Genomic DNA, 13775 nt, shown 5'->3' on the forward strand with positions numbered 1-13775 from the left:
ATAATACACAAACAAAAAAAAGAGTGACTTTTGGTCACTCTCTATACTTATTGTCTATTTTTCTAGTTTAAATAAAACTCATATTTATTAAGAAGCTGAATTTCTTTAATCAAATCCCCATTCAAATCCACCGAATGTTTCATTGACTGTACTTCAATATGGGAATCATCTTCAAGATTTTTAATAAAAAACTTCAGCTTTTGATTTCCTTTGTTCCTATCAAGAACCGTTCTGAAAAAGTCAAGATCTTCAGCCCGTACATCCATAACATCCATAACCAAGGAAATACTCTTCGCAAATCGTTCGAATGCTTCCTGAAGTTCTATCACATCATTTACATTTACAAAGACTCTTCCATCTTTCACCTGAGCGAATTTTATTTTGAAAATAACAAACCTCTGAACTTCCAGCTTTTCCTTCAGCCTCATATAATCCCGGTCTCCCAATCTGAATGAATACGATCCCGAATAATCTTCCAGGGTTACAAAAGCTACTTTCTCGCCACTTCTGAAACCATCTTTCACCACATATTCCGTGATCAGACCGGCAACAGTATATTCTTTTCCACCGCCACCGTTTTCTCTTTCTTTTTGCAGGGTTTTCCAGTCTTTTTTCTTTTCTTCAAAAAGTTCCTCCTGTTTATTGGCAAAAGCCTGTTCTTTATAAGCATCTACTTCATCAAGATTCAAAAAATGAAAAACGCCTTTCGGTTCAGCTTTTTTTGTAACTTCTTCTATGATCTCTTCCTCTTCACCGGCAACAATGTCATCAGAAACAATTTCTATAAGATCTGCAACCTCATCAGTAGAGTCTTTTTCCAGAATCGGCGCTTCATCTATGACTACTTTTTCCTCATCTTTTTCCAATACAGACTTTTTAGAAAGCTGCCCCTGCATAAATTGATATTGGTATTTAAATTCATCCAAAGGATGCGCAGAGAGATAAAATCCAATCGTTTCTTTCTCTTTATTAAGCTTATGCATATTTGGCCATTCCGGGCAGGGTGGCAGTTTCGGCTGCTCAATCTGAACTTCTTCTGCAAAATCCGCAAAAAGAGAATGCTCCATCTCATTTTTACTCTCCTGGAAGCTTTGTCCGTATCTGATCAATCTTTCAAGATTGGTTCTTCCAGACATATCAATATCAAAATACTGACCTCTGTGGAAAGAATCCAATTCATCAAAAGCTCCCGCAAGTACCAAACTTTCCGCTACCCTTTTATTCATTTGCGAAGGCAGAATTCTTTCAAAGAAATCATAAATATTTTTGAATCTTCCATTCGCTCTTTCCCGTGTAATTCCTTCACTCGGACCTTCCCCAATCCCTTTGATTGCTCCCAACCCGAAACGGATCTGCCCTTTTTCGTTTACAGAGAATTTATATTGAGATTCATTTACATCCGGTCCTAATACATCCACACCCATACTTTTACAATCCTCCATGAACATGGTAATTGAATCCGTATTGTTAATGTTATTACTCATTACACTCGCCATGTACTCTGCAGGATAATTGGCTTTCAGGTAGGCTGTCTGGTAAGCAATAAATGCATAGCAGGTAGAGTGAGATTTGTTGAAGGCATATTCTGCAAAGGCTTTCCAGTCATTCCAGATTTTCTCCAGCCTTTCTTCATTCAGGTTGTTCTTTCTCCCTCCTTCAATGAATTTCGGGTACATTTTATTAAGGACATCAATCTGCTTTTTACCCATCGCTTTTCTCAAAGTATCGGCTTCACCTTTTGTAAAATTGGCCAATTTCTGGGACAAAAGCATTACCTGCTCCTGATAAACGGTAATCCCGTAGGTTTCTTTTAAATATTCTTCTGTTTCCGGTAAGTCATAAACAATCTCTTCAATTCCGTGCTTTCTGTTAATGAAGTTTGGAATATATTTGATTGGCCCCGGACGATACAAAGCATTCATGGCAATAAGGTCAGCAAAAACCGTTGGCTTAAGCTCCCTCATGTATTTTTGCATTCCGGGACTTTCATACTGAAAAATCCCTACTGTTCGTCCTTCTTTAAACAACTGATATGTTTTGGCATCATCAAGCGGAATAAGATCCGGATCAATATCTATATTATATCTTGCCTTTACAAGCTTCAATGCATCCTTAATGATCGTCAAAGTTCTCAACCCCAGGAAGTCCATCTTCAGAAGACCAGCACTTTCCGCCACGGAGTTATCAAACTGTGAAACCAGAATATCCGCATCTTTTGCAGCAATGGTAACGGGCACAAGATTACTTACATCTTCCGGAGTAATAATCACCCCGCAGGCATGAATACCGGTATTTCTGATACAGCCTTCCATTTTTTTCGCACTCGCAAGTACATCATGGCGGGCATCATCCGGACTATTCAGAACATATCTCATTTCATCAACAAGCATTTGTTCTTCCGGTTTTAACTTATCATATTTGGATAAAGCTTTCGCAATGTTCATCCCCGGGCTTGGCGGAATTAATTTTGCAATATTATTCGTATCAGGAATAGGAACATCTAATACTCTTCCTGCATCTTTTATCGCAGATTTCCCCCCCAAAACAGAGTACGTAATAATCTGTGCTACCTGATTTTTACCATATTTTTCAACTACCCATTTGATGATTTTATCACGTCCCTCATCATCAAAGTCAATATCAATATCCGGCATGGAAACCCTTTCCGGATTCAGAAATCTCTCAAAAAGCAAATCATATTTAATAGGATCTACGTTAGTAATTCCTGTACAATATGCCACAGCAGAACCTGCAGCAGAACCACGGCCCGGGCCAACCCAAACACCCATTTTCCTTGCTTCATTACAAAAATCCTGTACAATCAGGAAGTAACCCGGATATCCTGTATTAGCAACTACTTCCAGCTCAAAATCCAGACGTTCTTTAATTTCGTCCGTTATTCCGGTATCTGCATATCTTATTTTCGCTCCTTCATATGTTAAATGCCTCAAATATGCCATTTCACCACGTTTTCCACCATCAATCTCATCTTCGGGATGAATAAATTCTTCCGGAATATCGAATTTTGGAAGTAAAACGTCTCTTTTTAAAGTATAAGGTTTAAATTTTGCAGTGAATTCTTCATAAGCATCAAAAGCATCCGGATAAGCTAAAAACGCTTCTTTTATTTCGTCAGAATTTTTAATGTAATATTCTCCGGTAGCCAATCCTCTTCTCTTTCCAAAGCCTTTTCCGACAGGAGTTGTCAATTTTTCCCCGTCTTTGATACAGCTTACAATATCCTGAATATTAGAATCGTCTTTATTGGTATAAAAAGTTTCGTTTTGGGCTAAGATTTTAACATTATATTTATCTGCAAAATGCAGTAAAACATCATTTAAATGCTCTTCTTCAGGCAGTTTATGATTTTGAATCTGAACATAAAAGTCATCTTCAAAAGTATCTTTCCACCATTTGAAAAGCTCCTCCCCTTTTTGCTCACCGGTATTTAAAATAGCATCCGGAATATCTCCCAGAATTCCGGAAGTAAGGGCAATTAAACCTTTTTTATACTCAGCAATCAATTCCCTGCTGATCCTAGGAACTCCAAAATAGAATCCTTTTAAGAAACCGATACTTGAAAGTTTTGCCAGGTTTTTATATCCTTCAAAATCTTTCGCCAGCAAAACCACCTGCGTTCTTCTGTCAGGATCATCTTTGGTAAACTGCTTCTGTTCGTAACGGTCTGAAATATAAAATTCACAGCCTACAACAGGAATCAAAGGTTCTGAAACAGGCTCAGCCTCATAAAATTCTTCTCCGTTTTCCTCTGCTTCCTGCTTTTTCGCCAGATATTCTTTATGCTTTTTTGCACGGTCAGCATTTGCCCCTTCAATTGCTGAAACAAATTTAAAAGCACCCATCATATTTCCCAAATCCACCATTCCAACGGCAGGGAAATTGTCATCCGTAGCTTTTTTAATTAAATCATTAATGCTGGAAGTTGCCATTAATGTTGAGAAAACACTGTGATTGTCAAAATTGAAATATTTGCCCAGATCAATTTCATCAACTCTTCCGAAATCCTGCTGCTTTTTCTTATTATGAAAATCTGCAACCTGCCTTCTGATAACAATATTGAAAGGTTTTATCGGATCCGGATAAAGGCTTTTGAAATACGCCAGCTGATCCTCAGAAATCTTTAATGTTTCTGCGGGAACCACTCCAATTCTTATCATTTCAAAGAAAGCCCTTGCCGTAGCATTTACGTCAGCTGCAGCATTATGGGCTTCATCAAACTTACTTCCATAAAGCTTTTCATAAAGTTCTTCAAGTTTTGGAGATTTGTATTTTCCACCCCTTCCTCCGCCTAACTGGCAGAAGTCGGTTCCCAAAATCATGGTATCTGCTTTGGGTTTTTCCTGCAGATTATCTTTAAGGTTTTTTCTGTAAAATTCTGCTCCTACGATATTGTAATCGAATTCCACATTGTGTCCGGAAACGACTCTTACTCTATCTAAAACTTCAGCAAATTCTTTTAAAACTTCTTCAAGGTCACGACCTTCTTCATTGGCAATTTTCGTAGTAATTCCGTGAATACGGGCTGCGTTGAAGGGAATATCATATCCTTCAGGTTTTATTATATAATCCTGGTTTTCAACCAAATTCCCGTCATCATCATGTACCTGCCATGCAATCTGAACCATTCTTGGCCAGTTTTCCGAATCTGAAAGCGGAGCGTTGAAATTTTTTGGTAAACCTGTTGTTTCTGTGTCAAAAATTAAATACATATAATGTTCTAACTTTTTTATAAAAGAGAATGTAAAGTTACTCCATTTTTTCCAAATAATTTACACCAAACATTAAGAATAAAGCATAATTCCCAATAACAAAATCAATACGTTTTTATTAAAAATATAAACAACTCAAAGAAGTATAAAATAAAATATTAAAATATTATTAAAAAAATTAGAATTATTTACCAAAACCAACTAGTTATCAGCTTTTTGCTATAAATTTGACCAACTATAATTTTTACAATTTATTACTCAAAAATGAAGAAACAATTACTTTTAATCAGCACATTGATCATTACATTGACAAGTGCACAAAATAATGAAGAATTAATTAGAAAATTAGAACGTCAAAGAATAGACAACAATGAGAGGTTTGATTCTTATGTATCTAAACGATATGGCTCTAATAAAACAACTGAAGTTTTAAAAGAGATTGAGCAGCAAAGAACCAATCTGGCAGGATTTTTACCCGATAACAGACCTTATTTTTTTCAAGCTCATGATATGGACCAGATTAAAAACTCCAATTCTGATTTTTTACAGGGAGGAACTATTACAGGTTTAACAGGATCCTTTAATGGAGAGGGTATTAAGTTCACCATTTTCGACGGAAGCACCTCATCCGGAGTAGCAAGAGTATTTGCTGGTCACGTTTTTTTTAATAATTTACCCAATAGAATAACGAACAAAGAAAGCAGCACTGTCAACTATGGGGATCATGCAACAGCTGTTTCCAGCTTTATAGGTGCAAAAGATTACCCATACACTGTAACGTTTACAGATGGTACAACAAGACAGGTTAATTTCAAAGGGATTGCACCAAACTCTACTATAGATGCTTATGCTTTTGGAACTTCTGTTCTGGACGGCGAAACTACCCAAAAAACAGTATTTCAAAAAATCACAACAGCCCAACCCAATATTTCTAATCATTCCTATGGAACCAATCAGGGATGGGCAGATCCTCAACTGATTAATAATGAACCTTCATGGGTATGGAATGGAGCATTTTCAAGCCCCAATACTACATTTGATGCTCAGGGAACTTATCATACCAATGACCGTGATTATGATCAGATTGTATACAACAATCCATCATACATTATTGTAAAGTCCGCAGGGAATTCATTTGGTGAAGGACCTAGTGCTGATACAAGCACTTATAAAAAATATTATAAAAATAGTTCGGGAAATCTGGTTGAATTCACCGCAACCGATGTTTTACCTCCCAATAATTGCGCTCAAGGGTATGACTGTATAGGAATTGGCTCTTTAGGGAAAAATATTATCGTTGTAGCAGCAGCGGATAGAATTACAACTAATGATGGGAGATATACAAACTCTTCAGATGTTATCCATTCCGTTTATAGCAGTGCAGGACCAAGAGATGACGGAGGTATCAAACCGGATATTACCGCTGTAGGAACAAGTGTTGCCAGTGCATGGACAGACAATAACGCCACTGGAGGCAGTACAATTAGTATAGGTGATGGGACTTCTTATTCTGCACCTGTAGTAACAGGGATCGTTGGACTTTGGACCCAGATTAACAAACAACTGTTTTCCGGAAACTTATTGAATGCAGCATCAGCAAAAACCTTAATGGTACACTCAGCGAAAGAAGCAGGAAATATTGGCCCTGATCCACAATTTGGTTGGGGGTTTATTGATGCAAAGAAAGGAGCTGAACTTCTTGTAGGGAAATCCAACAACAGTATTATCTTTAATGATGAAACATTAAACAGCGGGGTTGCCAATGTAAAAACAGTAAAAGCATCCGGCTCTGAACCCTTAAAAGTTACGATATCATGGATAGATCCTGAGTTTACCAACTTTACTAATCAATGGAGTAATATTTACAATAACAGAAGTTCCAAACTGATTAATGATCTGGATCTGAAAATTACAGACACTACTACCAATACGGTTTATTATCCATGGAAACTGGATGCCAACAATCCAATGACTCCCGCTACCAAAGGAGACAATACTGTAGATAATGTGGAACAGGTTGTAATTGATGCTCCGGTTGCCGGAAGAACTTATAAAATAGAGATCACCAATAAAGGAATACTGAAAAACAATACAGGAGGTAATGTTCCTCAAAACTATTCTGTCATAGTAACCGGATTTACTGAGTTATTAGGAACTAAGGATGCTGCAAACTCTCTTGGCAGTCTTGCCATTGCTCCTACGGTAACGAAAGATTTTACAAACATTCTGAAAGCTCCTAAAAAATCTACATTCAATGTATATGACCTTACTGGTAAGAAATTACAAAGTGGTACTATTAATAATGAGAAGGAAACAGTAGATTTATCTTCTTATACAAAAGGGATATACATCATTGAAGTAAAAACAGACAAAGATGTTATTTCTAAAAAAGTGATCAAGGAATAACCTATATCTACAAAGATTTTATACAAAATACTAACAGTTGTTAGTATTTTGTTTTTTTGTGTATATTTGCTTCCTATGGAAAATGCACTTCACGAAAAAGTTTCTCAGGATATATTGCTCAAAGCGTATAATCATATGATGCTGGCCAAAGCAATGGCTGATATTTACGAAGAAAACAGAAATATCTGTAAATACGTTCATAGTACTTCAAGAGGCCACGAAGCAATACAGCTTGCAACAGCCTATCAGCTAAAGAAAGAAGACTGGGTTTCTCCTTATTACAGAGACGAGAGTATTCTTTTAGGAATTGGTTTTGAACCTTATCAGTTGATGCTTCAATTACTGGCTAAAGCCGATGATCCTTTTTCCGGAGGAAGATCTTATTATTCCCATCCTTCAAGCAGAGATGAAAACAAACCTAAGATTGTTCACCAGAGTTCTGCAACCGGAATGCAAACGATCCCTACTACAGGAGTAGCACAGGGAATCAAATACATTCAGGACTTCAATATGCAGGAGTTCGAAAATAATCCTGTTGTGGTCTGCAGCCTTGGAGACAATTCTGTGACAGAAGGTGAAGTGAGTGAGGCTTTACAGTTTGCCGCTTTACATCAGCTTCCTATCATCTTCCTTGTACAGGATAACGAGTGGGGAATTTCCGTAACGAAGGACGAAGCGAGAACCTGTGATGCCTATGATTTTGTTGCCGGATTCACCGGATTGAGCAGAATGAGAGTTGACGGAACAGATTTCGTAGAAAGTTTCGAAGCGATGAAGAAAGCCGTAGATTTTGTAAGAACCGAAAGAAAACCTTTAGTCGTTTGCGCAAAAACAGTTTTGATCGGCCACCATACTTCAGGAGTAAGAAGAGAATTCTATAGAGACGAAGAAGATTTAACTAAACATAGAGCTAAAGATCCGGGAGAAATCCTTAGAAAACATTTACTGGAAACAGGTACTGATGAAGATCTTTTAAAGCAGATCACAAAAAAGGCCCGCCTGGAAGCAGAAGAAGCTTTTGAAAAAGCTAAAAATGCAGAAGATCCAAAGCCTGAAACCGTTATGCAGCACGTTTTCGCTCCTACTCCTATTACTGAGGAAGCAGGAATACGTGAACCAGCCAACGGAGAAAAAATTGTAATGGTGGATGCTGCCATCCACGCGATTCAGGAACTGATGTGGAAACACCCTGAAGCTCTTCTTTACGGACAGGATGTAGGTGAAAGAATTGGTGGCGTATTCCGTGAAACGGTTACTTTAGGAAAAAAATTCGGAAGCAAAAGAGTTTTCAACACAGCCATTCAGGAAGCTTATATCATTGGATCTACAGCGGGAATGAGTGCTGTGGGCTTAAAACCAATTGTCGAAGTTCAGTTTGCTGACTATATTTATCCGGGAATCAACCAGCTAATCACAGAGATTTCAAAATCCAACTATCTAAGTGGCGGAAAATTCCCTGTAAGCAACATCATCCGTGTTCCTATCGGAGCATATGGCGGTGGTGGTCCTTACCACAGCGGAAGTGTTGAAAGTATCTTAGCTAATATTAAAGGAATCAAAATAGCATATCCAAGTAATGCAGCAGACTTTAAAGGTCTGTTAAAAGCAGCTTATTACGATCCGAACCCGGTAGTAATGCTGGAGCACAAAGGATTATATTGGAGTAAAGTTCCGGGAACCGAAGATGCTAAAACGATAGAACCAGCTGAAGATTATGTTCTTCCGTTTGGAAAAGGTAAAGTAATCATCGAAGCTGATAAGGAGGAAACTGAAAAAGGCAGAACCTTATTAGTGGTTACTTACGGAATGGGAGTTTACTGGGCTAAAGAAGCCGCTAAGAATTTCAACGGAAGAGTTGAAGTGATTGACTTAAGAACATTAATTCCTCTGGATGAAGAACTTGTTTTTGAAAGAGTAAAGGCTCACGGAAAATGTATCGTTCTCACAGAAGAACAGCTTAACAACTCTTTTGCAGAAGCTTTTGCCCACCGTATCTCTAAAAACTGCTTCAAATATCTTGATGCACCGGTAGAAACCATGGGATCACTGGATGTTCCAGCTGTCCCAATTAACCTGATACTGGAAAAAGAAATGCTTCCTAATGCTGAAAAGCTCAGCAGTAAGATCGAAGAATTGCTGAAATATTAATTTTACATAAAATTAAAACCTCTAAAATTTTTAGAGGTTTTTTTATGCATTTTTTTCACTACATTTATTTAAGATTATCAATCTCAATCCTAGACTATTATCAACCAAGAAAACCCGATTATCCATTACCTGACAGGCATTACAAAACAAAACCCATCACAGTTTGGTATTTATTTTGTCTCTACACGCAAAACACATCTATCTTTATGATCACAACCAAATACGTCAATTATAAACAGGTTCTCAATCTAGCAGGTATACATCTTGTCTTAATCTCTATCTGGTGTACATTGATTGCTGTTTTCTTTTATTTCTTCAACTGGCACTGGATGACAATTCCGTGGGTTCCTGTGGCACTGATTGGTACAGCAGAAGCATTCCTTGTTGGTTTTAAAAATAACCAGGCTTATGACAGGCTTTGGGAAGCCAGAAAAATCTGGGGCGGTATTGTGAATTCAAGCCGTTCATTTGCTTCTATGGTATATGCTTTTGATACCAAAAATGAAGGAATTGGCGTTTTTGATCTTGAAGACCGTAAAAAAAGAATCGTCTTCCGACATATTGCATGGTTATATACTTTCCGTGAACAGCTTTTGGTGCCTACAGAATGGGAACATATCAGTACAGAAAAGAAATTCGGGAATATCAACCTTCGAAGAAACAGACTGATCAAAGCTGGATTCCCGGATTACGGAAGAGCTCCTATTTTCCTCCATAAATACCTTTCGGAGGAAGAATATGAACTTAAAGATGATTACAAAAACTTCGCCACCTACCTGGTATCTCAACAGGCTAAAGACATCAATGAGCTTAAAAACATGGGTGCGATTACAGAATTCAACCAGACTCAGCTGCAGAACGCTCTGAATGAATTCTATAATTTCCAGGGACAGGCCGAAAGAATCAAAAAATTCCCTTCTCCAAGGCAGTTTGCCAGTACAGCCTTTGTTTTCAATATTCTTTTTATCATGCTTCTCCCGTTGGGACTAGTGAATGAGTTTGCAAAGCTTGGTGATTGGGGAATATGGACTTCTATTCCATTTTGTATCATTATCGGATGGATCTACATTATTATGGAACTGGTGGGAGATTATTCTGAAAACCCTTTTGCAGGATTGATGTTTGACGTTCCCATGCTTTCCATCTGCAGAACCATTGAAATTGACCTCCTTCAGATGAGCGGAGAAACCGATCTTCCGGATCCTATTTCTTCTAAAAACGGAGTGTTGGTTTAATTTCTTTCTTAAAAGTAGACTATTTCACACCCTGAAATCATTAAAAAAATTAAAAATATTCTTTAAAACATATTTAAAACTTCATTGTTTTTCATAATTTAGAGGAATTGAAAACATCAGCTAAAATCTGTCCAAAATTGAATTACAGTTCTGTTTCGGACAGATTTTAATGTATTTTTTCACCAACTAATAATGTACCCTTCTTTTTTAAACAATGAGATCAAAGCAAATACTGCAGGTTATGACAATGCTGTGTCTTACCCTATTCTGTTCTGAATTGAAAGCACAGACTGCCTTCAACAAAGAATTACCCAAAGAGTTCACAGACCAATTCACCAAAGAAATCAATGACAGCATTCCGTCTCTGGGATCTTTTGTTGTTTCTGAAAATGACAAGGTAATTTATGAGCAGTATTTTCACGGAGCGAATAAAGAAACAGTCTTCAGTATAAAGTCTGTTACCAAAAGCATCGTCTCTGTTTTGGCAGGGATAGCAAAAGATAAAAACATACTGCCCAATCTCAATACTCCGGTTTTAAAAATCCTTCCGGAATATAATATTTCAAGAAGCAGTTTTAAAAACATTTCCAATATTGAAGGGAAAGTTCTTCATGATTCTATCAGAAATACATTAACGTTAAAAAATCTCCTGACCATGCAAGGCGGTTTCGACTGGACTGAAAATTCAAAAATTTCAACAGCCATGTCATTTTCCGGTGATCCTGTAAAATTTGTGCTGGATCTTCCTTTTGAAGAATATCCGGGTACTGTATTCAACTATAACAGCGGGGAATCTCATCTTTTTGGTGCTGCATTGGCAAAAATTGTAAAGACCAATCTGAAACAATTTGCGACAGAAAATCTTTTCAGGCCTTTAAAAATGAATGTTACCCGATGGGACACAGATTCCATGAACAGAAATTTTGCTGGCTCAGAACTTTTTATGAAACCAGATGATATGCTGAAGTTTGGATCCATGATCCTTAACAACGGAAAGCTTGGCGGCAAACAGATTGTCTCTCCAAAATGGATTCAGGAATCCACTTCTGAACAGGTAAAGCTGGATTCATGGGATGTAATGCCTAATGCCAACGGATATGGCTATTATTGGTGGCGAAGAAAAACCAACGGACATCAGGCTATTGTAGCAACCGGCTATGGCGGTCAGCTCATCTGTGTCATCCCGGATTTAAAAATGGTTATTGTGACGACCTGCTTTTTAAATGATAAAAACAAAGGAAGAGCAGACATTAAAAGACTTCATTATTTTATTGATAAAATAACGAAAGAAAACCAATAGCTAAGCAGGAAAATTTTCAATAATCTACAATACAATCGCCGTTGTATTTTTAACCTCAGAAATCATAAATGAGCTATGTGTGCTTGCGATGTGCTGCAGCGTTGTAAGCTTTGTCAGCATAAAATTACGGTAGTCTTCAATATCTTTCACCCCTATTTTAAGGATATAATCATAATCTCCGCTCACATGAAAGCATTCAGTAACTTCCTGTAAATCCATGACTTCTTTTTCAAATTGCAGAACAAATTCTTTTTTATGCTGGCTTAATTTTACATGACACAAAACGATAAAATTTTTCTTAACTTTACTCTTGTCCAACAAAGCTACATATTTTGATATGACACCCGCATTTTCAAGCTTTTTCACACGCTCATAAACTGCAGTAACAGATAATCCAAGCTTACCGGAGAGCTCTTTGGTGGTTTGCTTACAGTCATCCTGCAAAAAAAGTAACAGTTTCTTATCAATTTCGTCAAGTTCCATAGATATTTTTTTGGTAAAAGTTTAACAATATCGAAGATACTAAATAATTTTTCTAAACAAACAATATTTTACAGTTTTATTTTCTATAAATTCAAATTTATGTTGTAATAATTAGCAAATTAGTGCAAATTGGAACAATAAAATAAAAACAATATTTATGGAAAACTTTAACGCAGCCAACGAGATCCAGGATCTTCAGTATTTTGGGGAATTCGGAGGAGTAAATCCTTCTATCTCTGATAGTTCTACTTATACATTCCTTTCTGCAAAGACCATGTTTGATACTTTCGAAGGAAATGCAGAAGGATGCTACCTGTATTCCAGACATTCATCCCCGATGAATCTTTATCTGGCGCAGGCTCTTGCCAAGTTGGAAAACACGGAATCTGCCAACGTTACAGCATCAGGAATGGGAGCTATTACTTCGGTTTTGATGCAGGTGTGCAAAAGTGGTGACCATATTATTTCAAGCAGAACCATCTACGGAGGAACGTATGCTTTTCTTAAAAACTTCATGCCTCAGTTTAATGTTGCAACCAGCTTTGTTGATATCAACAATTTTGAGTCTATAGAAAATGCTATCACTCCCAATACTAAAGTAATCTACTGTGAAAGTGTAAGCAATCCGCTTCTTGAGGTGGCAGACCTTAGAAAACTTTCTGAAATCTGTAAAAAACACAATCTGAAACTGATTGTAGATAATACCTTCTCTCCTCTTTCAATCTCTCCAACGTTATTCGGGGCAGATGTTGTGATCCATAGTTTAACAAAGTTCATCAACGGAAGCAGTGATACGGTAGGAGGTGTATATTGTGCAACACAGGCATTTATTGATGATACTAAAAATGTAAATTCCGGAGCCTGTATGCTTCTTGGACCTACCATGGACAGCTTAAGATCTTCAAGTATCTTAAAAAACCTGAGAACATTACATATCAGAATAAAACAGCATAGCCACAATGCCATGTATCTTGCTGAAAGATTTGAGGCAGATGGCTTAAAGGTATCTTATCCGGGATTATCATCGCACAAAAACCATGAGTTAATGAAAAGCATGATTCATGAAGAATACGGCTACGGAGGATTACTGACTCTGGATGCAGGCACCACAGAAAAAGCCAATGAACTGATGGAGCTGATGCAGGCAGAAAACCTTGGCTATCTTGCAGTAAGTTTAGGCTTCTATAAAACACTATTCTCATGCTCAGGGAAGTCTACTTCATCTGAAATTCCAGAGGAAGAACGAGCATCTATAGGGATTTCTGACGGATTGATCAGATTCTCCATCGGCCTTGACCACGATATTAAAAGAACGTACCATAAAATGAAGGAGTGTATGCTGAAAGTAGGTGTTCTTAACCACCATGAAAACATTTCCATATCCTAATTTATTGTAAAAAGGCTGTTCCAATTGAAACAGCCTTTTTTTATTTTTAGTTTAACTCACTAGATTCCTGTCTAGATTCCTACGGA

General features: G+C 37.3%; 7 protein-coding genes. 5 read left to right on the top strand and 2 right to left on the bottom strand.

The window, feature by feature from the left end:
- Window positions 1-62 precede the first annotated feature (62 nt).
- Window positions 63-4730: a DNA polymerase III subunit alpha gene (dnaE, locus tag FN817_RS19475; protein WP_142719385.1), complete on the bottom strand. Its 4668-nt coding sequence runs from the start codon at window positions 4728-4730 to the stop codon at window positions 63-65.
- Window positions 4731-4994: 264 nt separating this feature from the next.
- On the opposite strand from dnaE, the gene FN817_RS19480 reads away from it, so the two are divergent.
- From FN817_RS19480 to FN817_RS19495, 4 genes are all read left to right on the top strand, one after another.
- Window positions 4995-7136 carry a S8 family peptidase gene (locus FN817_RS19480; protein WP_142719386.1) on the top strand — a complete coding sequence of 714 codons (2142 nt, stop codon included), beginning with the start codon at window positions 4995-4997 and terminating at the stop codon, window positions 7134-7136.
- Window positions 7137-7211: 75 nt separating this feature from the next.
- Window positions 7212-9284, top strand: coding sequence for an alpha-ketoacid dehydrogenase subunit alpha/beta (locus FN817_RS19485; protein WP_142719387.1), 2073 nt, complete (start codon window positions 7212-7214; stop codon window positions 9282-9284).
- Between the two features lie 206 nt (window positions 9285-9490).
- Window positions 9491-10519 (top strand): bestrophin family protein, encoded by a 1029-nt coding sequence (locus FN817_RS19490; protein ID WP_142719388.1) that lies wholly within the window; start codon window positions 9491-9493, stop codon window positions 10517-10519.
- Between the two features lie 214 nt (window positions 10520-10733).
- The gene (locus tag FN817_RS19495) at window positions 10734-11819 is read left to right on the top strand and encodes a serine hydrolase domain-containing protein (protein ID WP_142719389.1); all 1086 of its coding nucleotides are present in this window, start codon (window positions 10734-10736) and stop codon (window positions 11817-11819) included.
- A 24-nt stretch (window positions 11820-11843) separates the two neighbouring features.
- On the opposite strand, the gene FN817_RS19500 is transcribed toward FN817_RS19495, so the two are convergent.
- Complete coding sequence (locus tag FN817_RS19500; RefSeq protein ID WP_142719390.1) at window positions 11844-12302, bottom strand: Lrp/AsnC family transcriptional regulator; 459 nt, start codon at window positions 12300-12302, stop codon at window positions 11844-11846.
- Window positions 12303-12459: 157 nt separating this feature from the next.
- Between FN817_RS19500 and FN817_RS19505 the strand changes: the two genes are divergently transcribed.
- Window positions 12460-13689 carry an aminotransferase class I/II-fold pyridoxal phosphate-dependent enzyme gene (locus FN817_RS19505; protein ID WP_142719391.1) on the top strand — a complete coding sequence of 410 codons (1230 nt, stop codon included), beginning with the start codon at window positions 12460-12462 and terminating at the stop codon, window positions 13687-13689.
- Window positions 13690-13775: the final 86 nt, after the last annotated feature.

Origin of the sequence: Chryseobacterium rhizoplanae (genome assembly GCF_900182655.1) — a bacterium.
Taxonomy (GTDB): Bacteria; Bacteroidota; Bacteroidia; order Flavobacteriales; family Weeksellaceae; genus Chryseobacterium; species Chryseobacterium rhizoplanae.

Bases quoted from the DNA above. Each gene is read 5' to 3' on its own strand.
- dnaE (WP_142719385.1), bottom strand. From the start codon at position 4,730: ATGTATTTAATTTTTGACACAGAAACAACAGGTTTACCAAAAAATTTC.
- FN817_RS19505 (WP_142719391.1), top strand. From the start codon at position 12,460: ATGGAAAACTTTAACGCAGCCAACGAGATCCAGGATCTTCAGTATTTT.
- FN817_RS19495 (WP_142719389.1), top strand. From the start codon at position 10,734: ATGAGATCAAAGCAAATACTGCAGGTTATGACAATGCTGTGTCTTACC.
- FN817_RS19490 (WP_142719388.1), top strand. From the start codon at position 9,491: ATGATCACAACCAAATACGTCAATTATAAACAGGTTCTCAATCTAGCA.
- FN817_RS19480 (WP_142719386.1), top strand. From the start codon at position 4,995: ATGAAGAAACAATTACTTTTAATCAGCACATTGATCATTACATTGACA.
- FN817_RS19500 (WP_142719390.1), bottom strand. From the start codon at position 12,302: ATGGAACTTGACGAAATTGATAAGAAACTGTTACTTTTTTTGCAGGAT.
- FN817_RS19485 (WP_142719387.1), top strand. From the start codon at position 7,212: ATGGAAAATGCACTTCACGAAAAAGTTTCTCAGGATATATTGCTCAAA.